The sequence below is a fragment of the Agromyces cucurbitae genome (assembly GCF_058349945.1).
Genome location: NZ_JBYRES010000003.1, coordinates 142,898 through 164,557 on the forward strand (window position 1 = coordinate 142,898; position 21,660 = coordinate 164,557).

The 21,660-nt window shown below is 71.7% G+C and carries 22 protein-coding genes, 2 tRNA genes and 1 riboswitch; of the genes, 16 read left to right on the top strand and 8 right to left on the bottom strand.

Annotation, left to right across the window (positions count from 1 at the left end; translation table 11 throughout):
- The first annotated feature begins 11 nt into the window (after window positions 1-11).
- The 14 genes from AC3RJ6_RS11865 to AC3RJ6_RS11930 all read left to right on the top strand — a co-directional run bounded on the left by AC3RJ6_RS11865 (window position 12) and on the right by AC3RJ6_RS11930 (window position 14,847).
- Window positions 12-713 carry a hypothetical protein gene (locus tag AC3RJ6_RS11865; protein WP_491427279.1) on the top strand — a complete coding sequence of 234 codons (702 nt, stop codon included), beginning with the start codon at window positions 12-14 and terminating at the stop codon, window positions 711-713.
- Between the two features lie 125 nt (window positions 714-838).
- Window positions 839-3,190: an NAD-dependent DNA ligase LigA gene (gene ligA / locus AC3RJ6_RS11870; protein ID WP_491427280.1), complete on the top strand. Its 2,352-nt coding sequence runs from the start codon at window positions 839-841 to the stop codon at window positions 3,188-3,190.
- Window positions 3,191-3,223: 33 nt separating this feature from the next.
- Window positions 3,224-4,939, top strand: a complete 1,716-nt coding sequence (locus AC3RJ6_RS11875; protein WP_491427281.1) for an alkaline phosphatase family protein — start codon at window positions 3,224-3,226, stop codon at window positions 4,937-4,939.
- A gap of 54 nt (window positions 4,940-4,993) precedes the next feature.
- Window positions 4,994-5,296, top strand: a complete 303-nt coding sequence (gatC, locus tag AC3RJ6_RS11880; RefSeq protein ID WP_244853770.1) for an Asp-tRNA(Asn)/Glu-tRNA(Gln) amidotransferase subunit GatC — start codon at window positions 4,994-4,996, stop codon at window positions 5,294-5,296.
- Window positions 5,293-6,834, top strand: coding sequence for an Asp-tRNA(Asn)/Glu-tRNA(Gln) amidotransferase subunit GatA (gatA, locus tag AC3RJ6_RS11885; RefSeq protein ID WP_491427282.1), 1,542 nt, complete (start codon window positions 5,293-5,295; stop codon window positions 6,832-6,834). Before gatC ends, gatA begins: the two co-directional genes overlap by 4 nt.
- Window positions 6,834-8,357 carry an Asp-tRNA(Asn)/Glu-tRNA(Gln) amidotransferase subunit GatB gene (gatB, locus tag AC3RJ6_RS11890; protein ID WP_491427283.1) on the top strand — a complete coding sequence of 508 codons (1,524 nt, stop codon included), beginning with the start codon at window positions 6,834-6,836 and terminating at the stop codon, window positions 8,355-8,357. Before gatA ends, gatB begins: the two co-directional genes overlap by 1 nt.
- A gap of 116 nt (window positions 8,358-8,473) precedes the next feature.
- On the top strand, window positions 8,474-9,088 hold the full coding sequence (locus AC3RJ6_RS11895) for a hypothetical protein (RefSeq protein ID WP_491427284.1): 615 nt from the start codon (window positions 8,474-8,476) through the stop codon (window positions 9,086-9,088).
- A gap of 102 nt (window positions 9,089-9,190) precedes the next feature.
- The gene (locus AC3RJ6_RS11900) at window positions 9,191-10,531 is read left to right on the top strand and encodes a DNA polymerase IV (RefSeq protein ID WP_491427285.1); all 1,341 of its coding nucleotides are present in this window, start codon (window positions 9,191-9,193) and stop codon (window positions 10,529-10,531) included.
- 10 nt (window positions 10,532-10,541) lie between these two features.
- Window positions 10,542-10,874 (top strand): hypothetical protein, encoded by a 333-nt coding sequence (locus tag AC3RJ6_RS11905; RefSeq protein ID WP_491427286.1) that lies wholly within the window; start codon window positions 10,542-10,544, stop codon window positions 10,872-10,874.
- A gap of 65 nt (window positions 10,875-10,939) precedes the next feature.
- Window positions 10,940-11,049, top strand: a riboswitch (TPP riboswitch).
- A gap of 38 nt (window positions 11,050-11,087) precedes the next feature.
- On the top strand, window positions 11,088-11,726 hold the full coding sequence (locus tag AC3RJ6_RS11910) for an ECF transporter S component (protein ID WP_491427287.1): 639 nt from the start codon (window positions 11,088-11,090) through the stop codon (window positions 11,724-11,726).
- Between the two features lie 2 nt (window positions 11,727-11,728).
- Window positions 11,729-13,219: an ABC transporter ATP-binding protein gene (locus AC3RJ6_RS11915; protein ID WP_491427288.1), complete on the top strand. Its 1,491-nt coding sequence runs from the start codon at window positions 11,729-11,731 to the stop codon at window positions 13,217-13,219.
- Window positions 13,216-14,007, top strand: coding sequence for an energy-coupling factor transporter transmembrane component T family protein (locus AC3RJ6_RS11920; protein WP_491427289.1), 792 nt, complete (start codon window positions 13,216-13,218; stop codon window positions 14,005-14,007). Before AC3RJ6_RS11915 ends, AC3RJ6_RS11920 begins: the two co-directional genes overlap by 4 nt.
- A complete protein-coding gene (locus AC3RJ6_RS11925) occupies window positions 14,004-14,585 on the top strand; it encodes an AAA family ATPase (protein ID WP_491427290.1) in 582 nt (193 codons plus the stop codon). The genes AC3RJ6_RS11920 and AC3RJ6_RS11925 overlap by 4 nt, the downstream gene beginning before the upstream one ends.
- A gap of 4 nt (window positions 14,586-14,589) precedes the next feature.
- A complete protein-coding gene (locus AC3RJ6_RS11930) occupies window positions 14,590-14,847 on the top strand; it encodes a hypothetical protein (protein WP_491427291.1) in 258 nt (85 codons plus the stop codon).
- A gap of 52 nt (window positions 14,848-14,899) precedes the next feature.
- Here AC3RJ6_RS11930 and AC3RJ6_RS11935 read toward each other — a convergent pair whose 3' ends face one another.
- From AC3RJ6_RS11935 to AC3RJ6_RS11960, 6 genes are all read right to left on the bottom strand, one after another.
- Window positions 14,900-16,156 (bottom strand): D-alanyl-D-alanine carboxypeptidase family protein, encoded by a 1,257-nt coding sequence (locus AC3RJ6_RS11935; protein WP_491427292.1) that lies wholly within the window; start codon window positions 16,154-16,156, stop codon window positions 14,900-14,902.
- Between the two features lie 25 nt (window positions 16,157-16,181).
- The gene (locus AC3RJ6_RS11940; RefSeq protein WP_491427293.1) at window positions 16,182-16,529 is read right to left on the bottom strand and encodes a metallopeptidase family protein; all 348 of its coding nucleotides are present in this window, start codon (window positions 16,527-16,529) and stop codon (window positions 16,182-16,184) included.
- A 143-nt stretch (window positions 16,530-16,672) separates the two neighbouring features.
- Window positions 16,673-16,748 (bottom strand) — tRNA-His (locus tag AC3RJ6_RS11945).
- A 46-nt stretch (window positions 16,749-16,794) separates the two neighbouring features.
- Window positions 16,795-17,421 (bottom strand): oligoribonuclease, encoded by a 627-nt coding sequence (orn, locus tag AC3RJ6_RS11950; RefSeq protein WP_491427294.1) that lies wholly within the window; start codon window positions 17,419-17,421, stop codon window positions 16,795-16,797.
- Between the two features lie 66 nt (window positions 17,422-17,487).
- A tRNA-Arg gene (locus AC3RJ6_RS11955) sits at window positions 17,488-17,560 on the bottom strand.
- A gap of 30 nt (window positions 17,561-17,590) precedes the next feature.
- Window positions 17,591-18,811: a cation:proton antiporter gene (locus AC3RJ6_RS11960; RefSeq protein WP_491427295.1), complete on the bottom strand. Its 1,221-nt coding sequence runs from the start codon at window positions 18,809-18,811 to the stop codon at window positions 17,591-17,593.
- 89 nt (window positions 18,812-18,900) lie between these two features.
- Between AC3RJ6_RS11960 and nadE the strand changes: the two genes are divergently transcribed.
- Window positions 18,901-19,722 carry an NAD(+) synthase gene (gene nadE, locus AC3RJ6_RS11965; protein WP_491427296.1) on the top strand — a complete coding sequence of 274 codons (822 nt, stop codon included), beginning with the start codon at window positions 18,901-18,903 and terminating at the stop codon, window positions 19,720-19,722.
- 25 nt (window positions 19,723-19,747) lie between these two features.
- On the opposite strand, the gene AC3RJ6_RS11970 is transcribed toward nadE, so the two are convergent.
- Complete coding sequence (locus tag AC3RJ6_RS11970) at window positions 19,748-20,419, bottom strand: hypothetical protein (RefSeq protein WP_491427297.1); 672 nt, start codon at window positions 20,417-20,419, stop codon at window positions 19,748-19,750.
- A gap of 71 nt (window positions 20,420-20,490) precedes the next feature.
- The gene (locus AC3RJ6_RS11975; RefSeq protein WP_491427298.1) at window positions 20,491-20,739 is read right to left on the bottom strand and encodes a hypothetical protein; all 249 of its coding nucleotides are present in this window, start codon (window positions 20,737-20,739) and stop codon (window positions 20,491-20,493) included.
- A gap of 290 nt (window positions 20,740-21,029) precedes the next feature.
- Between AC3RJ6_RS11975 and AC3RJ6_RS11980 the strand changes: the two genes are divergently transcribed.
- The gene (locus AC3RJ6_RS11980) at window positions 21,030-21,644 is read left to right on the top strand and encodes a single-stranded DNA-binding protein (protein WP_491427299.1); all 615 of its coding nucleotides are present in this window, start codon (window positions 21,030-21,032) and stop codon (window positions 21,642-21,644) included.
- Window positions 21,645-21,660 lie beyond the last annotated feature (16 nt).

The window sequence follows — 21,660 nt, forward strand, 5'->3', positions numbered from 1 at the left end:
CTATCGACCCCATGGATTACCGGGCGGCCGCCGGCGAAGACCCGGCGAGCCCCTTCCGGAACCTCGACACCGGGCCCATCACGAGCCCCTTGACGGCCGCCGATGCCCGCCCCGCGGCGTGGGACGACCCCGCCGATCCCGACGTCCTCACGATCGAGGAGGTCGTCGACCGCCAGCGCCGGCGATTCGGCGGCATCAAGGTGGGCTCCGCCTTCTTCGGCTGGATCATCGCCATGGCCGTGCCGCTGATCGTCGTCGGCCTCGCCGCGGCGACGGGGTCGATGATCGGGCTCGACGTGACGCAGAGCCCCGAGGCGCTGTCGCGCGACTTCCCGATGGACGCCGACGTCGTCGTGTGGATCGGCGTCGGAGCGCTGCTCGCCCTGCTGCTGGCGGCGTTCTACTGCGGCGGGTACGTCGCCGGTCGCATGGCCCGCTTCAGCGGGCTCGTGCAGGGACTCGCCGTCTGGGCCTGGGCCCTCCTCGCGGCGATCGTCGTCGCCGTGGTCGGCCTCGTGCCGGCGACGAGCGGCGCCGTGCTCGGCGCCCTCGACGCCCTCCCGCGGCTCCCGCTCCCCGAGGACCTGCTGACGCTCGCCGGCATCGTCGCCCTCGTGGCCCTCGTCCTCGTGACCATGGGCGGCGCCCTCCTGGGCGGTGCCGTCGGCGTCCGGTACCACCGACGCGTCGACGCGTTCGGTCTGGACGCGTAGCGGACCCCGGGCCTGATCGGTCCCTGCGCCCGGCCCGGCATCGGGTGCCGGGCGCAGGAGCCGGCGGCGCGCCGGGGCCGTCGATCGCACGCACCGCTGTCGGTCGGCCTCTCTAGGATTGGCCTGTGAGCGAGACTCCCGCCGAGAACGACCTTCCGACCGATTTCGAGACGGCCCGCGCCGAGGCCGATCGGCTCACCGCGCGCATCGAGGGGGCCCGCGTCGCCTACTACGGCGACGGCGACTCGCCGCTGTCCGACGCCGAGTACGACGCCGACTTCCATCGGCTCGAGGCGCTCGAGCGGGCGTTCCCCGAGCTCGCCGGTCAAGACAGCCCCACCCAGCAGGTCGGTGCCGCGGTGGTCTCGGCCGGGTTCCCCGAGCACGAGCACGCCGAGCGCATGCTGAGCCTCGACAACGTCTTCTCGATCGACGAGTTCCGCGACTGGGCCGCGAAGACGCAGGCGGCCGCGGGGCGACCCGTGCGCTGGCTGTCCGAGCTGAAGATCGACGGGCTCGCGATCAGCCTCGCCTATCGCAACGGCGTGCTCGAGACGGCGACGACGCGCGGCGACGGCCGGGTCGGCGAAGACATCACCGAGAACGTCGACTTCATCCCGGCCATCCCGCGCCGACTCACCGGCGATGGCTATCCCGACTTCTTCGAGGTGCGCGGCGAGGTGTTCCTGCGCACGACCGACTTCGAGGCCCTCAACGCGCGCCAGCACGAGCTCCAGGCCGCCTACGAGGCCGATCAGCTCGCCAAGGGGCGGCCCGCCGACCAGATCCCCACGAAGTACCCCGAGTTCGCGAACGCGCGCAACACCGCCGCCGGCAGCCTGCGGCAGCGCCGCGAGAAGAAGACCGGGCTCGAGCTCGAGCTGATGCGCGAGCGGCTGGGGCGACTCGCGCTCTACCTCCACGGCATCGGCGCGTGGGCTCACCCCGATGTCCGCAACCAGTCCGAGACCTACGGCCTGCTCGCCGGCTGGGGTTTGCCCGTCTCACCCCACTCCCGCGTGTTCGACGCGGTCGACGAGGTCGCCGACTACATCGCCGAACGCGGTGAGCACCGCCACTCGGTCGAGCACGAGATCGACGGCATCGTCGTCAAGGTCGACGAGCTCGACCTGCACGGCGAGCTGGGCGCCACGAGCCGCGCACCCAGGTGGGCGATCGCCTACAAGTACCCGCCCGAAGAGGTGCACACGAAGCTCCTCGACATCGTCGTCGGAGTGGGGCGAACCGGTCGGGCGACCCCGTACGCGGTGATGGAGCCCGTGAAGGTCGCCGGATCGACCGTTCGCCAGGCGACGCTCCACAACCAGCAGGTCGTGCGCGCGAAGGGCGTCATGATCGGCGACACCGTCGTGCTCCGAAAGGCCGGCGACGTGATCCCCGAGATCCTCGGAGCGGTCGAGCAGTTGCGCGACGGCACTCAGGTCGAGTGGCACATGCCAGAGCTCTGCCCCGAGTGCGGCACGCCGCTGCGGGCGATGAAGGCGGGCGACATCGACCTGCGCTGCCCGAACGCCAGGTCGTGCCCAGCGCAGGTGCGCGGCCGCATCGAGCACATCGGCTCGCGCGGGGGGCTCGACATCGAGGCGCTCGGCGAGGTGACCGCGGCGGCGCTCACGCAGCCCTCGTTCCCGGCCGAACCGCCGCTGCCGACCGAGGCCGGGCTGTTCGAGCTCACGATCGACGAACTCGTGCCCATCGAGGTCGTCGTCCGCGATGCCGAGACCGGAGAACCGAAGGTCGACGAGTCGACCGGCGTGCCCGTGAAGCGCGCGCCGTTCCAGAAGGTGCGCATCACCTACCCGCCGGGCACCGAGCAGCTGACGGCCGCCGAGCGACGCGCCGCCGGCGTGAAGAAGGACCACCGGGAGCTCGGCCCGTCCGAGGCCGCGACGAAGCTCCTCGCCGAGCTCGAGAAGGCCAAGACGAAGCCGCTCTGGCGGTTGCTCGTGTCGCTCAACATCCGTCACGTCGGTCCGGTGGCGGCTCGCGCGCTCGCCGACTGGTTCGGCTCGCTCGGCGCCATCCGCGCGGCGAGCCGAGACGAGCTCGCCCAGGTCGACGGCGTCGGCGGCATCATCGCCGACTCGCTCATCGACTGGTTCGAGGCCGACTGGCACCGGGAGATCGTCGATCGGTGGTCGGCGGCGGGGGTGCAGTGGTCGACGCCGGGGCACCCGGGGCCCGGCGCCGCGGCGGAGGCGGGCGGTGTCCTGGCGGGGCTCACCGTCGTGGCCACGGGCTCGCTCGACGGCTTCACGCGCGAGGGCGCCCAAGAGGCGATCATCGCCGCGGGCGGCAAGGCCGCGTCGAGCGTGTCGAAGAAGACCGACTTCGTCGCGGCCGGGCCGGGCGCGGGGTCGAAGCTCGCGAAGGCCGAAGAGCTCGGCATCCGGGTGCTCGACGCCGCGCAGTTCGCGGTGCTCGTGACCGAGGGGCCGGGCGCTCTCGACGGGTGACCGTCGCCCGCGGCGTCTGCAGAGGGGGAGCGGATGGATGATGCGAACGGTGACGCGCGGTCGGCGAGCCGGCGCGACTTCCTGAAGCTCGGTGGTGCGGCCGCGGCTGGTGCCGTGGTCGGCGGGGCCGCGGGGGCGGCGATCGCCGCGGGCCTCTCCGGTGAGGGAATGGCGACCGACCGTGCCGAGCGCGGGCCGTCGGGCGGCCCGATCGCCCACTGGGTCGTGCTGATGGGCGAGAACCGTTCGTTCGACAACCTGCTCGGCCGGCTGTACCAGCCGGGCGACGAGCCACCCGACGGCCGGTTCGACGGCCTGGCGTTCGGGGACTACGCGAACCGCGACCGCGACGGTCGCAGCATCCCCGCACATGTCTACGACGGACCGACCGACGTCGTCATGGGGAGCCCCGATCCCGACCCGGGCGAGGAGTATCCGCACGTCAACACCCAGTTGTTCGACGTGATCGACCCGGTGGCCAACGACGGCGCCGAGGTCGGCGCGATGCGGCCGCCGTACAACGCGCCGGTCGACCTGACGGCGCCCGCGATGAGCGGCTTCGTCCGCGACTACCGGTCGCACCTCCTGGCGCTCCGGCGCGGGGTTGAGCCGAGCGAGGCCGAGGTGCAGCGCATCATGGGCGGCTTCTCGCCCGAGATGCTGCCCGTACTGTCGACGCTCGCGCGCGAGTTCGCGGTCTTCGACCACTGGCACTGCGCGGTCCCGTCGCAGACGTTCTGCAACCGCTCGTTCTTCCATGCCTCGACGTCGCACGGCTTCGTGACGAACGTCGAGAACGGCGGGTACCGCAAGTGGCTCGATGCGCCGGCGTCGCCGACGGTCTTCAACCGGCTCGAAGCGGCGGGGCTCAGTTGGCGCGTCTACTTCGACGAACTGCAGCTCATCTCGTTCACCGGATTCCTGCACGCGCCTGCGCTCGAGCGCTACTGGCGCACGGAGCATTTCGCGACGATGGCCGACTTCGAGCGCGATGCCGCTGCCGGCACGCTGCCCGTCTACGCCTTCATCGAGCCCCGCATGGTCTACGACCACAACGACTTCCACCCGCCCGTCGGGCGCCTCCGCGAAGGCGAGGCCGACGGCGAGCTCGTCATCGACAGCGCGATCTCCGACGTGCGCGCCGGCGACGCCCTCGTGCACCGCGTCTACGAGGCGGTGAAGAACGCATCGTCGCCCACCGGGTCGAACGCGCTCAACACCCTGCTGCTCATCACGTTCGACGAGCACGGCGGCACCTACGACCACGTCGCCCCGCCCCGCGCGACGCCGCCCGGTCGACGGGAGCCCGGCGAGATGGGGTTCGAGTTCGACCGGCTCGGCGTACGGGTCCCCGCGGTCGCGGTCTCGGCCTACACGCGGGCGGGTACGGTCGTGAACGACGAGTTCCACCACGCCGCCCTCGTCGCGACCCTCGCGCACGAGTACGGCTTCGACGAGCTCACCGACCGCGACCGGGGCGCACGGCGGCTCGAGGCGGCGATCAACCTCGACGACCCCCGAGCGCCCGAGACCTGGCCGTCGCCGACGCCGCAGTTCGTTCCGCCGAACCCCGAGGCCGGGGGCCACCCGGCGACGAGGCATCCCGATCGCCCCCTGAGCCCGCCGGCCCGCGGACTCCTCGGACTCCTGCTCGCGAAGTACGCGCCGAACGAGCCCGTGCCCGAGACCTACGCCGACGCGCTCGACGTGCTCGAGCGCCACGGGCGCGGGCTCTTCGGCGCGTCCTGACCGAACGCGCCCCGATAGAATCGGTGAATCCCGTCACGACACGTTCGGAGCAGCATGCCTGAAATCAGTGCCGAGCAGGTCGCGCATCTCGCGACCCTCGCTCGCATCGCGCTCACCGAAGAGGAGATCGCGCACCTCACCACCGAGCTCGGCCAGATCATGCAGGCCGTCGAGCAGGTGAACCGCGTCGCGACCCCCGAGGTGCCGCCCACGAGCCACCCCATCCCGATGCAGAACGTCTTCCGCGCCGACGTCGTGACCGACGACGTGCTCACTCCCGCGCAGGCGCTCGCCGGCGCTCCCGAGCGAGACGGCGACCGCTTCGTCGTCTCCGCGATCCTGGGGGAGGAGCAGTGAGCCACGCCGACGACCTCATCCGGCTGAACGCCGCCGACCTCGCCGGCCGCCTCGCCGCCGGCGACGTCTCGTCCGTCGAGGCGACTCGTGCGCACCTCGACCGCATCGCCGCCGTCGACGGCGCCGTGCACGCCTTCCTCCACGTCGATTCGGAGCGCGCCCTCGCGGCGGCCGCCGAGGTCGACCGCGCCCGCGCGGCCGGCGAGTCGCTCGGCGAGCTCGCCGGCGTGCCGATCGCGATCAAGGACGTGCTCGTCACCGAGGGCATGCCCTCGACGTCGGGCTCGAAGATCCTCGAGGGCTGGATCCCCCCGTACGACGCGACGCCCGTCCGCAAGGTCCGCGAGGCAGGACTCATCCCGCTCGGCAAGACCAACATGGACGAGTTCGCGATGGGCTCGTCGACCGAGCACTCGGCGTACGGCCCGACCCACAACCCGTGGGACCTCGACCGCATCCCCGGCGGCTCCGGCGGCGGCTCGGCGGCGTCGGTCGCCGCGTTCGAGGCGCCGCTCGCGCTCGGCAGCGACACGGGCGGCTCGATCCGCCAGCCCGCGCACGTCACCGGCACCGTCGGCGTGAAGCCGACGTACGGCGCCGTCAGCCGGTACGGCTCGATCGCGCTCGCCTCGAGCCTCGACCAGATCGGTCCCGTCACGCGCACCGTGCTCGACGCCGCGCTCCTGCACGACGTCATCGCCGGCCACGACCCGCACGACTCGACCTCGATCCCGACGGCGTGGCCGTCGATGGCCGAGGCCGCGCGCAACGCCGACGTGAAGGGCCTTCGCATCGGCGTCGTGAAGGAGCTCGACTCCGACGGCTTCCAGGCGGGCGTCCGCCAGCGCTTCCACGAGTCGCTCGACCTGCTCGAGCGCCAGGGCGCAGAGATCGTCGAGGTCTCCGCGCCGAACTTCGAGTACTCGATCGCCGCCTACTACCTGATCCTGCCCGCCGAGGCCTCGTCGAACCTCGCGAAGTTCGACTCGGTGCGATTCGGCCTTCGGGTGACCCCCGACGGCGGCGGCACGGTCGAGCAGGTCATGGCGGCGACGCGCGAGGCCGGTTTCGGCCCAGAGGTGAAGCGCCGCATCATCCTCGGCACCTACGCCCTGTCGGCGGGCTACTACGACGCTTACTACGGCAGCGCCCAGAAGGTGCGCACGCTCGTGCAGCGCGACTTCGACACGGCCTTCGAGAAGGTCGACGTGCTCGCCACCCCGACCGCGCCGACCACCGCGTTCAAGCTCGGCGAGAAGCTCGACGACCCGCTCGCGATGTACCTCAACGACGTCGCGACGATCCCGGCGAACCTCGCGGGCGTCCCCGGCATCTCGCTGCCGTCGGGACTCGCGCCCGAGGACGGCCTCCCCGTCGGCATCCAGTTCCTCGCACCCGCGCGCGAGGACGCACGCCTCTACAACGTCGGCGGCGCGCTCGAGCAGCTGCTCGTCGCCGAGTGGGGCGGGCCCATCCTCGCGAAGGCGCCCGACCTCTCGACCCATGAGCTCACCGCGACCGAGGAGGGCGCACTCTGATGGCGCGCGTCGAACTGATGGACTACGACAAGGCCCTCGGGCTCTTCGAGCCGGTGATCGGCCTCGAGGTGCACGTCGAGCTCAACACCGAGACCAAGATGTTCTCGCCGGCGCCGAACCCGGCCAACGAGAAGTACCACGGGGCCGAGCCGAACACGCTCGTCTCGCCCGTGTGCCTCGGCCTGCCCGGTTCGCTGCCCGTCGTGAACGGCGAGGCGGTCGAGAAGTCGATCTCGCTCGGCCTCGCACTCGGCTGCTCGATCGCCGCGTCGAGCCGCTTCGCCCGCAAGAACTACTTCTACCCCGACCTCGCGAAGAACTACCAGATCTCGCAGTACGACGAGCCGATCGCATTCGAGGGATCCGTCGAGGTCGAGCTCGCCGACGGTCGCACCTTCCAGGTGCCGATCGAGCGCGCCCACATGGAGGAGGACGCGGGCAAGCTCACCCACGTGGGCGGCGCGACCGGCCGCATCCAGGGCGCCGAGTACTCGCTCGTCGACTACAACCGCGCCGGCGTGCCCCTCGTCGAGATCGTCACGAAGCCGATCTTCGGGGCCGAGGGCGACGCCCCCGAGCTCGCGAAGGCGTACGTGTCGACGATCCGCGACATCGCGCTCGCGCTCGGCATCTCGGAGGCGCGCATGGAGCGCGGCAACCTCCGCTGCGACGCGAACGTCTCGCTCCGCCCTCGGGGCGCCGAGAAGCTCGGCATCCGCACGGAGACGAAGAATGTGAACTCGTTCCGCTCGATCGAGCGCGCGGTGCGATACGAGATCCAGCGCCAGGCCGCGATCCTCGCGAAGGGCGGCACGATCACGCAGGAGACGCGGCACTGGCACGAGGACACGGGCACGACGAGCCCGGGTCGACCGAAGTCCGACGCCGACGACTACCGCTACTTCCCCGAGCCCGACCTCGTGCCCGTGGTGCCGTCGGCCGAGCTCGTCGAGTCGCTGCGCGCTGCGCTGCCCGAGCCGCCGGCCGCCCGTCGGCGCCGGCTGAAGACCGAGTGGGGTTTCACCGACCTCGAGTTCCAGGACGTCGTGAACGGCGGACTTCTGAACGAGGTCGCCGCGACGATCGAGGCGGGTGCCACGCCCGCCGCCGCCCGCAAGTGGTGGACCGGCGAGCTCACGCGGCTCGCGAACGCGAGCGAGACGGATGCCTCGGGGCTCGCAACCCCCGAGCACGTGGCCGAGCTCGCCGCACTCGTCGACGCGGGCACGCTGACCGACCGCCTCGCGCGACAGGTGCTCGAGGGCGTCGTCGCGGGCGAGGGCTCGCCGCAGGAGATCGTCGACGCCCGCGGTCTCGCGGTCGTCTCCGACGACGGCGCGCTCATCGCCGCGATCGATGAGGCCCTCGCGGCGCAGCCCGACGTGCTCGCGAAGATCCGCGACGGCAAGGTGCAGGCCGCCGGCGCCGTCATCGGAGCGGTCATGAAGGCGATGCAGGGCAAGGCCGACGCCGCCCGCGTGCGCGAGCTCGTGCTCGAGCGGGCCGCCGCGACCGACGCGTAGCGCTTCTCGCCGGTCGAGAGCCGGGCGGCAGGCGGATGCCGCTGCCCGGCTCTCAGCCGTTTCAAGGCGGGCGCAGTGAGAATGCAGGTAACACCTTCACGACCTGCGAGGACACCATGGGATTCTTCGATCGACTCTTCGGCGCCCCCGAGCCGCAGCGACCCGCACCCGCTCCGGCGCGACCGCTCACCGACGACGAACTCGCGATCGAGCGCTACCGCTACCTGCTGCGCACCGCTCCGCCCGAGGCGATCGAGCAGGTGCACGCCGAAGCGTTCGCGAAGCTCACGCCCGAGCAGCGGCAGCAGGTCTACCGTGCGCTCGCCGACCAGGCGCCGGCGGGGGAGCGCCTCGTCTCGGACGAGCCGAGCGCCCTCGCCCGGGCGGCGACCCGGCAGGAGCTCCGGGCGCCCGGAAGCATGGAGCGCGCCTTCGCGAACGCCGGCGCCCCCGGCGGCCAGCCCGGCGCGCCGCGCCGCACCGGTCCGTCGTTCGGTTCGATGTTCGGCGGCTCGCTGCTCGGATCGATCGCGGGCGTCGTCGTGGGCACGGCGATCGCGGACGCGATCCTGCCCGACCCCGCCTCGTTCGACGCGGCCGGTGACCCCGGCGCGGCGGATGCAGGTTCGGTCGAGGCCGCGGGCGACACGGGCGGCGACTTCGGCGGCTTCGGCGGTGACTTCGGCGGCGGTGACTTCGGCGGCGACTTCGGCGGTGACTTCGGGTTCTGACCCGTGCCCGCCCGATCCGGCGGCACCCGCGATGCGGCCCGATGCGTTCGCGCGCAGGGACGGTGCGCCGGCGACGTCGGCGGACCGGGATAGGGTCGCATCATGAGCAAGCAGGACGGCTCGTCGCGCCAGGTCACGACCGGCCCGGTCGACGATTCGGCCACCCCGATCCTGCACGTCGACATGGACGCGTTCTTCGTCTCCGTCGAGCTCCTGCGCCGTCCTGAGCTCCGTGGCCGGCCCGTGCTCGTCGGCGGCGCTGCGGGGCGCGGCGTCGTGTCGGCCGCGAGCTACGAGGCGCGCCGGTACGGCGTGAACTCGGCCATGCCGATGTCGATCGCGCTCCAGCGCTGCCCGAACGCGATCGTGCTGAGCGGCGACTACGCGAGCTACTCCCGGTACTCGAAGCAGGTCATGCAGATCTTCGAGCAGATCACCCCGCTCGTCGAGCCCCTGTCGATCGACGAGGCGTTCCTCGACGTCTCCGGCGCCAGGCGGCTGCACGGCAGCCCCGCCGAGATCGCCCGGACGATCCGCGAGCGGGTCCGCAATGAGACGGGCCTGTCGTGCTCGATCGGCGTCGCGGCGACGAAGTACGTCGCCAAGGTGGCGTCGAGCCGTGCGAAGCCCGACGGCATGCTCGTCGTGCCGGCGGCCGACACGCTGGCCTTCCTGCACCCGCTCCCGGTCTCCGCGCTCTGGGGGGTCGGCCGGGTCACCGAGGAGTCGTTGACGCGGCTCGGGCTGCGCACCGTCGGCGACGTGGCCGAGATGCCGGCCGACGCGCTCGAGCGCGCGGTCGGCCCGGCCCTCGCCGCACGCCTCGCGCGCCTCGCGAACGGCATCGACCCGCGCGACGTCGAGACCACGAGGTCCGAGAAGAGCATCGGGCACGAGGTCACCTTCGATCACGACCTCACCGACCCCGAGCAGATCCGTCGCGAGTTGCTGCGACTCTCCGACGACGTCGCCGTCCGCCTCCGCCGCGCCGGCGTGGTCGGCCGCACGGTCGTGCTCAAGCTCCGCTACGGCGACTTCCGCACCGTCACCCGGTCGCGCACGCTCGGTGAGCCGACCGACGTCGCACGACGCATCTACGACGAGGCGTCGGCCGCGCTCGGCGAACTCGTCGGCGACGGGGCCCGTATCCGCTTGATCGGTGTCCGAGCCGAGCAGCTCCGCGCGTCCGGCGGCGGCGCGGCGCTCTGGGACCCCGACGAGGAGTGGCGCGAGGCCGAGCGCGCGATCGACGAGGTGACCGCACGTTTCGGCCGCGGTGCCGTGCGCCCAGCCGCCCTCGTGCGACCCGGCGAGGCGGCCGCGCGCGTCGACTCGATGCGGCGCAGGTCGGCCGACGCGGCGACGCGGGAGCGGGAGGCGGCGGCCGCGGCCGAGGCCGCAGAGGGTCGCGCGGGGGTGGATCGAACGCAGTTCGGCGGGTAGCGTGGCCCTCATGGCTGATCTCGTCCTCGAACTCGCAGAGACCGTCGCCGGCGTCGGGGTGAAGACCTCCTACGGCGAGACGGTCGACCTCGACGGCACCAAGGTGGTGCCGGTCGCGCTCGGCTACTACGGGTTCGGCGCGGGCAGCGGCAGCGACTCGGGCGGCGACCAGGCCGGTGGCGGCGGTGGCGGCGGCCTCTCCATTCCGCTCGGCGCATACGTCGGGCGCGGCGGCGACGTGCGCTTCGAACCGAACCTGATCGGGCTCCTCCTCGTTGCGACGCCGCTCATCTGGGTGACCGGCAAGGCGCTCCGCGCCGTGATCCGCGCGCTCAAGCACTGACTCCGGCGACGCGGGCGCCGCCCGTCCGTCACCCGCCGTCATGCCCGTTCGCCGCGCGTATACTCGACCGTGAACACGGGAGTCCGGTGAGCCGGGCTGAGAGGAAGGTTCTCAACCTTCGACCGTCGAACCTGATCTGGGTCATGCCAGCGCAGGGAGGGCAATCGATCTCAATATCCCGTGCCTCTTTCCAACGATCGAAAGGGCACGACAGTGCACGCAACCGCACCATCCACCGCTTCGTCCGCCGCGAGCGCCGCACCCAAGCGCAATCTCCGCTGGCGCGTCGTCGACATCGTCGTCGGCGCGGTCGTCGGCGTGGCGACCGGCCTCCTGTTCCTCTTCTGGAACAACGTCGGCTACGCATGGTTCATGGCCGCCGATGCGGTCACGCCCGGCCTCGGCGGAATCGCCGTCGGGATCTGGCTCATCGGCGGCGTGCTCGGCGGCCTCATCATCCGCAAGCCGGGTGCCGCCCTCTTCGTGGAGCTCGTCGCAGCCATGGTCTCGGCCATCATCGGCAACGTCTGGGGACCCGAGGTGCTGCTGTCGGGACTCGCCCAAGGCCTCGGCGCCGAGCTCGTCTTCGCACTCTTCATGTATCGCCGCTTCGGACTGCTGCAGGCGGTCCTCGCGGGCGCGGCGGCCGGCGCCGGCGCGTGGACGCTCGAGCTGTTCACGTCGGGCAACCTGCAGAAGTCCGCTGAGTTCCTCGGGCTCTACTTCGCGACCGTCGTCATCTCGGGCGCCGTGCTCGCCGGAGCGCTCGGCTGGCTCATCGTCCGTGCACTCGCGGCGACCGGTGCGCTCAGTCGCTTCGCTGCCGGACAGGAAGCGTCGCGACGGGTCTGACCGTGCCCGACCGTTCAGCATCGCCGACCCCGGCCGCCGTCGAGGCGCGCGGCTGGGGCTGGCGTCATGCGTCACGCCTCCGGCCGGCAGTGGAGGACCTCGACCTCGTGATCGCGCCGGGCGAGCGGGTGCTGCTGCTCGGCCCGAGCGGCGCGGGCAAGTCCACGCTCCTGCATGCGATGGCGGGCGTGCACGGCGGCGACGACGAGGGGGAGGCGTTCGGCGAGCTCCTCGTCGACGGCGTCGACCCCGTTCGTGCCCGTGGTCGGGCAGGCCTCGTACTCCAGGATCCCGACTCGCAGGTCATCCTCGCGCGGGTCGGCGATGACGTCGCGTTCGGCTGCGAGAACCTCGGCGTCCCGCGCGACGAGATCTGGCCCCGCGTGCGCGAGGCGCTCGACGAGGTCGGTCTCGACGTGCCGTTCGAGCACCCGAGTTCCGCCTTGTCCGGCGGACAGAAGCAGCGGCTGGCACTCGCCGGGGCACTCGCGATGCGTCCGGGACTGCTGCTGCTCGACGAGCCCACGGCGAACCTCGATCCCGACGGGGTGCGCGAGGTCAGGGCCGCGGTCGAGCGGGTGCTCGACCGGCACGGCTCGACGTTCGTGGTGATCGAGCACCGCGTCGACGTGTGGAGCGAACTCGTCGATCGGATCGTGGTGCTCGGCCACGACGGCCGCCTGGTCGCCGACGGGGCCCCCGACGTGGTGCTGGCCCGGGAGCGTGCGACCCTGCTCGATGCGGGCGTCTGGGTTCCCGACGCGCTGGCGACGACGCCCGCCCGATCGCGTCCCGCGATGGACGAACGCGGCGAGTGGGCCCTCGCGGCCCGTCGGCTCGCGGTGGGGCGCCGAGCCGGGACAGCCGTGCAGCGGGGGATCGACCACTCGCTCGTTCGCGGGGCGAGCACCGTGCTCACGGGGCCGAACGGTGCGGGCAAGTCGACGCTCGCGCTCACCCTCGGCGGGCTCCTGCGGCCGATCGAGGGTCGCGTGGAAGCGTCTCCCGAGTTGACCGCCGGGCTCCGCGGCGACCCGATCGCATGGCGTTCGCGAGACCTGTTGACTCGCGTCGGCACCGTCTTCCAGGAGCCCGAGCACCAGTTCGTCACGGCGACGGTGCGCGCCGAGCTCGAGGTCGCGCCGCGGGCGCTGCGACTGGGTGAACGCGAGACCGCCGATCGGGTGGAGGAGATGCTCGCCCGGCTGCGGCTCGATCGCATCGCCCTGGCGAACCCCTTCACGCTCTCGGGAGGTGAGAAGCGCCGCCTCTCCGTCGCCGCCGTGCTCGTCGCGCGGCCGTCGGTGCTGATCCTCGACGAGCCGACGTTCGGGCAGGACCGCCTGACCTGGCTCGAGCTCACCGCCCTGCTCCGCGGGCTCGTCGACGACGGGCTCACGCTCCTGTCGGTCACCCATGACGCCGCGTACATCGCGGCGCTCGGCGACCGCGGCATCCGGCTCGAGACCGCCGGCGAACGGGAGTTCGCATGACCGGCGCGATCGGCATCGAGGATGCGCCGCGCCTGCACCTCATCGACCGCGTGAACCCCGTCACGAAGCTCGCGGCGGCGATGCTGCTCACCGTGCCGCTCCTCCTCACGCTCGACTGGGTGAGCGCCGCGACCGCCCTCGCCATCGAGCTCGTGCTCTTCGCGGCGGCGGGGGTGCGGCCGGGGATGCTCGTGCGCCGTGCCTGGCCGATCCTCATCGCTGCACCGATCGCGGGCGTCAGCATGCTGCTCTACGGGCGACCGTCGGGGGAGCAGTACTGGAGCTTCTGGCTCGCCCGTATCACCGACGGCTCGATCGAGCTCGCGATCGCGGTGACGGTGCGTGTGCTCGCGATCGGGTTGCCGGCGGTCCTGCTGTTCCTGCGGGTCGACCCGACCGAGCTCGCCGACGGCCTCGCGCAGGTGTGGCGGCTGCCGAGCCGGTTCGTGCTCGGCGCGCTGGCCGGGGCCCGCCTGATCGGACTGTTCATCGAGGACTGGCGCGCGATGGCGCTCAGCCGTCGCGCCCGTGGCATCGGCGACACCTTCGTGCTGCGCCGATTCGCGACCATGGCGTTCGCCTTGCTCGTGCTCGCCATCCGGCGCGGCTCGAAGCTCGCCACCGCGATGGAGGCGCGCGGCTTCGGCAACGACGCGCCGCGCACCTGGGCACGGGAGTCGCGCGTCGGCCGACCGGACTGGGTGCTCGTCGCCATCGCGATCGCCGTCGCGCTGACCGCGGTGGCCGCCGCGATGTGGGCCGGAACGTTCCACCCGGTGTGGGCGTGAGCGCGGCGACGGCCGCGATCGCCCGGGTGCTCGCGACGATCCGCGAACGCGACGCGGCGCCGGTCGGGGTCGTCGTCGCGATCGACGGACCGAGCGGCGCCGGCAAGTCCACCTTCGCCGACGCACTCGCGCAGGCGTGGAGGCACGCGGGCGCCGTCGTGGTCGGACTCGACGAGGTCTATCCCGGTTGGCATGGTCTCGCCGCGGCATCCGGCTCGCTCGACCGCACCTTGGTCGCCCCGCTCGCGCGCGGTGTCCCCGGCGGGTGGCGCCGCTGGGACTGGGCGGGAGACCGCCCCGCCGACCGGGCGATCATCGCGCCGGGGCACCCGATCATCATCGAGGGCTGCGGCGCCTTCGAGGCTACCGCGGGGCGCGACGGGGTCGTGCGGGTCTGGCTGCGCGCTCCGGATGCGGAGCGCAAGCGCCGGGCCCTCGAACGCGACGCGGGCGGATTCGATCCGTACTGGGACCTCTGGGAGACCGAGTGGCGTCGATATGTGCGCCGGACGTCCCCGCTGCGTTCGGCCGACCTCGTGCTGGCACTGCCCGAGGCCGCACCCCGAGGGCTACGGTAGTGCTATGAGTGCAGATTCGGTCGGCGCCCAGTACGTCGCAGAGTTCATCGATGGACCGCTCGAAGGCGAGTTCGACCACCGCGCCCTCGTCGGCGGCAAGCCCGAGGAGCGCGTCGGGATGGTGGCCGCCGTCGACGGACTGGAGTCGCTGTTCTGGTACGACGCCGTCGACGAGCGCGAGGTCGGAGGCGAGCTCCGAGTGCGGTTCCGATTCGACGCCGACGACTCCGACCCGGTCGAGTCCGACGACGAGAACGACTGACGAGCGGCGGGGCTGATCGGGGCACCCGCCGATCCGTCGGGCCGTCAGCCGGTCAGCTCGACTGGCCGTCGATGAACGCGTCGATCAGCACGAACGGATTCGCGAGGCGCCACAGCGGGCCGGGATCACCGATGTCTGCCGACAGTTCGAGCTCACTGCCGACGTCTCCGCTCGCCGTGGGCACCGTCACGGTGCCGACGGTGCGACCGGCGCGCGCCGTCGTGAACGGCTCGACGACGACGGATGCCTCCCCGGCATCGCTGCCCCACGCGGCATCCTTCCGCTCAGTGCGGGCGAGCAGGTCGGCGCGGTCGCCCCAAGCCGTCTCCACCGTGCCGTAGCTGGCGCCCTCCGCGATGACGGTGACGGGCTCCGCCGACGCCGTGACCGAGTCGTACGCGGCGACGGCGGCAGCGTCGAGCGTGTCGTAGTCGGGCATCATCGTCATCGCGCCGACGACGACCCGCGGCTCGTCGCCATCGCCCGGAACGGTCGCCGTGAAGATGTAGCACACGCCGGCCTCGTCGGTGTAACTGCGCGAGAGCGCCCGCAGGCCGTGGTCGCCGAGATGGGCGATCACATCGGGCACGTTGCGCGAGGTCGGGTCGCTGCGCTCGGGGTCGGCCACGAGCGCGGCGAGCTGCGGGTTCGCGAGCGCGAGTCCGGCGAGCCGGGCGAGCTCTGCTGCGGTGCCGACGTTGTCGGCCGAGAGGCCGGTCGCGTCGGCGACGCGCGTCGATTCGAAGCCCTGCTCGGCCAGCCACGCGTTCGCCTCGTCGACGTAGCCGTCGAGGCTGCCGAACGCCCATCGGGCGAGCGTGTCTGCGTGGTTGTTGCTCGAGGCGAAGAGGGTCGCTCGCACGACGTCGCGCTCCGTCCAGCTGTCGCCGGGGGAGACCTGGAGCGTGCGATTGCCCGCCTTGGCGTGGTCGAGGTAGCCCGTGTAGTCGGCCGGTCCGATCTTGATCGACGGGCCGGGACCGCCGTCATCGGGGAGTGGCAGCGAGTCGATCGTCGCGAGCACGGTCACGAGCTTCGCCGCGCCGCCGATCGGGACCACACCCGTCTCACCGGCAGTCGCGAGCGTCGACGTGGTGCCGTCGTCGTCGAGGAGGGCGAGGGCGCTCGCACCGTCGTCGGGGAGCGCGATCGGCGTCGCCGCCGCAGCCGGGGTGGCGTCGGCCGCAGACACGCGGATCTTCGCCGCGGGCAGTGGACCGAGCAGCATGGCGGGCCCGTAGACGCCAACCGCGAGGATCGCGACCGCGCCGAGGGCGATGCCGACGATGCGGCCGGGGGACAGACTCATGACGATCAGGGTATCTCGGCGGAGCTCACGCCCAGCCCAGTTCGTGCAGCCGGTCGTCGTCGATTCCGTAGAAGTGCGCGATCTCGTGCACGAGGGTCACGTGGATCTCGTCGCGGAGCTCGTCCTCGTCCTCGCAGATGGCGAGGAGCGGCTCGCGGTAGAGGATGATGCGGTCGGGCATCTCGCCGAAGCCGTAGCGGTCGCGCTCGGTCAATGCCCAGCCGTCGTAGAGGCCGAGGAGGTCGAGCGACCCGTCTTCGGGGCGGTCCTCGACGACGAAGACGACATTATCGAGTCCGTCGACCATGTCGTCGGGCAGTTGGTCGAGCTCATCGACCACGAGCGCTTCGAACGCTTCCGCATCGAGTTCCACGGCTTCTCCCATCTGCACGTCCAGCGGGGCGAATGCACGAAGCGCGGGCCGTTTCCGGTCCCGCGCTTCGCCAGCTTGGGGTGAGTAACGGGGCTTGAAACCCGCGACCCTGCGTCTGAACCAGTACCGCGACCAGGCGCTCTTGGGGTGAGTAACGGGGCTTGAACCCGCGACCTCCTGGACCACAACCAGGCGCTCTACCAACTGAGCTATACCCACCATGTGTCGTCATCGCCGAGGCGATCAGGACAACGGATAGAGCCTACTACACGTTCGAGCTCTCCCCGAACTCGGCGACGACCTCGGCGGCGAGCGCCTGCAGTTCGTGGCTCGCGGGACCCGGGTCGGCGACGAAGACCGCGCGACGGTAGTAGTGCAGTTCACGGATCGACTCGAGGATGTCGGCGAGGGCTCGGTGCCCGCCGTTCTTCGGCGGCGAGTTGAAGTAGGCGCGGGGGAACCAGCGCTTGGCCAGCTCTTTGATCGAGGAGACATCGACGTTGCGGTAGTGGAGGTGGGCGTCGAGCCGAGGCATGTACTTCGTGAGGAATGCGCGGTCGGTGCCGATCGAGTTGCCGGCGAGGGGCGCCTTCTGCTCATCGGGTACGTGCTTCAGCACGTACTCGAGCACCTGGTACTCGGCTTCTGCGACGGAGACGCCGTTCGGGATCTCGTCGATCAGCCCTGAGGTCGTGTGCATCTGGCGTACGAACTCGCCCATCGACTCGAGCGCGCTCGAGTCGGGCTTGATGACGATGCTCAGGCCGCCGTCGACGGGGCGGAGGTCGTAATCGGTGATGACGACCGCGATCTCGACCAGCTCATCGACCTCGAGGTCGAGCCCGGTCATCTCGCAGTCGATCCAGACCAGTCTGTCGCTCGATGAAGCCATGCGGCGAGTCTATCCGGCGGCGCCGACAGTGCCGATCGGAGGATCGACGTGGCATCAGGTCATCGGTGCCCCCGGCAGGAATTGAACCTGCGACCAAGAGATTAGAAGGCTCCTGCTCTATCCGCTGAGCTACGGGGGCGGTCGTGGCAAGCATACCGGTGCCGCACGTTCAGCCCTCGGTCGGCACGTGCACGTCGTCGCTCACGGCGCGTTCTCGCGACGATCCGCCGCCGCGTCGCAGCAGGAGCGCGATGAGCGGGTAGAGCAGCACCGAGAGCATGCCGGCGCCGACGAGCGCCGCCGCCGTGCCGCTCGTGAGGTCGCCGACATCGACGCCGATCGCGGTCACCGCGACGATGATGGGCAGCCCGGTCGCGCCGAACAGCGCAGTCGCGGCGAGGTCGCGCCGACTGGAGCCCGCGGGGGCGGCCAGCATCGAGGGCAGCCCGCGGACGACGAGGAGCAGGACGAGGAAGATCGGGAGGAGCGCGATCGTGCGGCCGTCGGCGAAGAGCGCCTCGAGATCGAACGTGACGCCCGTGTTGATGAAGAACACCGGCACGAGGAATCCGTAGCCGACCGCCTCGAGCTTCGACTCGATCGCCTCGGCGTCGCGCTCGGGTGCGCCGCTCAGCACGAGTCGATACAGGACGCCCGCGGTGAATGCGCCGAGCAGCATGTCGAGGTCGAGCACGATGCTGAGCGCGACGAGTGCGAGCAGGATGAAGATCACGAGCCGCACGGCGAACTGCCCGCTCGTGTGCAGCGTGGAGGTGATGATCGCGTGCATCCGCTTGCCGAGCCCCTTGGCGGCGAGCCAGATGGCGAAGCCCGCGACGACTGCGAACACGAGCAGCACGATCGCGGCGACCAGCGGCGACCGTCCGCTCAGGAAGAGCGAGATCGCGAGCAGCGGGCCGAACTCGCCGATCGCGCCGATCGCCAGTACCGACAGGCCGAACGGCGTGGTCAGGTCGCCCGAGTCGCGCAGCACGGGCATGAGGGTGCCGAGCGCGGTCGACGTCAGCGCGACGCCGATGAACGCCGCAGCCGGCAGATCCGGGGCGAACAGCGCCGCGATGCCCACGCCGGCGGCGAGCGAGATGATCCAGCCGATCGCCGCACGGCTGAGCGGGCGTCCGCGGATCGCGCGGAAGTCGATCTCGTTGCCGGCGAGGAAGAAGAGCATCGCGAGGCCGAACTCCGCGAGCATGCCCATGAACTCCTCGGGGACCACCCAGCCGAGCACCGAGGGGCCGAGGACGAGGCCGAGCACGATCTCGAACACGACGAGCGGAATCGCGACCCAGCGCCCGAGACCGCGCACGATGAGCGGTGCGGCGACCGCGATCGCCGGGACGAGCACCATCGTGCTGATCGAGTACTCCACGTGGCCTCCTGCGCGACGAGCGTCCTGCGGCGATGCTAACGGAGCGCGCGTGTTTCCTCCGCGAAACACGACGGCGGTATCGTCGGGGCATGCGAGACCTGCAGGCGCGAATCATCGACGAACTCCACGTCAGTCCGCACATCGACGCCGCCGCCGAGGTGCGGCGTCGTGTCGACTTCTTGAAGGACTACGTCGTGACGACGGGAGCGCGCGGATTCGTGCTCGGCATCAGCGGCGGCCAGGACTCGTCGCTCGCGGGCCGTCTCTGCCGTCTCGCCGTGGCGGAGCTCGTCGACGACGGCGTCGACGCCCGGTTCGTCGCGGTGCGCCTGCCCTACGGCGTGCAGCACGACGAGGCCGATGCGCAGCTCGCGCTGCGGTTCATCGACCCGCAGGAGACGGTCGTCTTCAACATCAAGGGCGGGGTCGACGGGCTCGCGGGCGATTTCGCCGAGGCCGTGGGCACGCCCATCAGCGACTTCGGCAAGGGCAACGTGAAGGCGCGCATGCGCATGATCGCCCAGTACGCGCTCGCGGGGGAGGACGGCCTGCTCGTCGTCGGCACCGACCACGCCGCGGAGGCGCTGACCGGATTCTTCACGAAGTTCGGTGACGGCGGGGCCGACCTCGTGCCGCTCACCGGACTCACGAAGCGTCAGGGCCGTGCACTCCTCGAGGCGCTCGGTGCGCCCGAGCGCCTGTACCTCAAGGTGCCGACCGCCGACCTGCTCGACGGCGACCCCGGGCAGGCCGACGAGGCGAACCTCGGGCTTCGCTACGACGACCTCGACGCCTACCTCGAGGGTCACGAGATCGACGCCGGAGTCGCCGACCGCATCGAGGCGCGTTACCTGGCGACGCGGCACAAGCGCACCGTGCCGGTTTCGCCGCACGACGAGTGGTGGCGCTGAGCGAGGAGCTCCCGCTCAGTCGGGCTCAGCGCCGGGGCTCGGCCTCGGGCATCGCCGAGGTCGGGACGGTCGGCTCGGTCGCGACGGTCTGCGTGGGTGCGGTCTCGGGATCGGCGGTGTCGCCGACGCCGCGGTAACGGTCGTGGTGCTGCTCGGCGACCCACGTGTCCTGCGCGTCGATCGTGCCCTGGTCGGGCTCCTGCCGCTGCGTGCGCCAGCGATCGAGGTCGTTCTGGAACTGTCGCCGGGTACGACCGGGATGCCGCTGCCATTCGAGCAGCCGGTCGCGGAACTCGACGACCGCAGGGTCGAGCTGGTAGCCGAACGTCGCCGACGCTCGCTTGAGTTCGTGCAGCTGGTGCGCCGCCCAGTTGGCCGCGACGTCGGAGCCGCGGATGGGAAGCAGCCGGACGACGATGTCGGCCTGGCCGACCGCTCGGTCGGCCAGCACCTGCTCCTGGGGGGTGAGCGAGTTCCAGACGGATGCCTCGGTCGCGGCATCCACGAGCGCGGCGATCGCCGCGGCCTTCGCCTCCCGGTCGCGCTGCGCGACCACGCGGCGGACGGAGGCGCTCGAGATCCACGCGGCGAGCAGGCCGGCGATCAGGACCGCGACGAAGAGCACGGCCGCAGTGAACACCGTCGACTGCGAGGTGCTCTCGGAGAGCCAGGAGATGAAGTCGTTCCACCACTGCATGGCCGCAGGCTAGCGCGGGGGGCTCGCGCCGCCGCCGTTCGTCGACGGCGTGGCCCGATTCGCATGCCGGGTCACCGGAAGAGCTCGATCGCGGATTCGGGCGACCAGAATTCGCCGAGTGGTACCGGGGGCCGGCCGCCGGGTGCGAATCGTCGGGCGGCGAACCGGGCGGCCGCGCCGTCGCCGCGACGTTCGACGTGCCCGAGTACGGCTCCGCCGGGACGTGCGACGCGCCAGAGTCCTGGGCCGGCGGGCACGATCGCGAGGCCGGGCACGGTGAGCGGGAAGGGTTCGCGCAGGTCGGCCGTGATGGTCGTCATGATGCTCCTCTCGATACCGCAGCCGGCCCTGCGCGGGTGATGGGGCGAGCGTACGTCCGCCCGCCGACATCGCGGGAGGGAGACGCGCGCGCACTCGGGGCCGACCGTGCGCACTCGTCCTCGACAGGTGCGCCCGGTCAGGGCGCGTCCACAGATCCGCGCGATCGACGTGGATGCCTCGTGGGCGAGGACACGCTGGTGGCACGTGGTTCCGGGGCGGCGTTCCGGCACGAGGCCGCTCCGGAGCCACGAGCCGTCGACTCGCGACGGTGATCGATCGAGGAGAGCACATGACCGACAGCATCACGGTGACCGGCATCGTCGGCACCGATCCGACCCAGAAGGTGATCGGCGACGGCGTCGTCATCACGACCTTCCGGCTCGCGTCCAACCGGCGGTACTTCGACAAGGCGAGGGGCTCATGGGAGAGCACGGAGACGAACTGGTTCACCGTCTCGGCGTTCCGCCAGCTCGGGCAGAACGCGGGCTTCTCGGTGCGCAAGGGCCAGCACGTCATCGTGCAGGGGCGCTTGCGCGTGCGCGCGTGGGAGGCGGGCGGCAAGTCAGGCACGTCGGTCGACATCGAGGCCGACGCGATCGGGCACGACATGGCCTGGTGCATCTCGTCGTACGCGCGCCACCCCTCCGAATCCCGGTCCGCCGATCCCGACGGTCGAGCCGACGCTCCCGACGCTCCCGACGCCTCCGACTCCGCGACCGCCTTCGAGGGCGGCGCAGACTGGTCGGGGCTGTCGTTGTCGACGGGGGAGATCACCGCGATCGCCGGCGGCGACGACGTCGGGCGCGACGACGGAGCCGGCGCCTTCGACGGCGACGACGTCGAGCGCTCCACGGCGGGCGACGACCTCGAGCAGGTCGCGTACGCAGACTCGGTGCGCGACTGAGCCCGCATGACCGCTC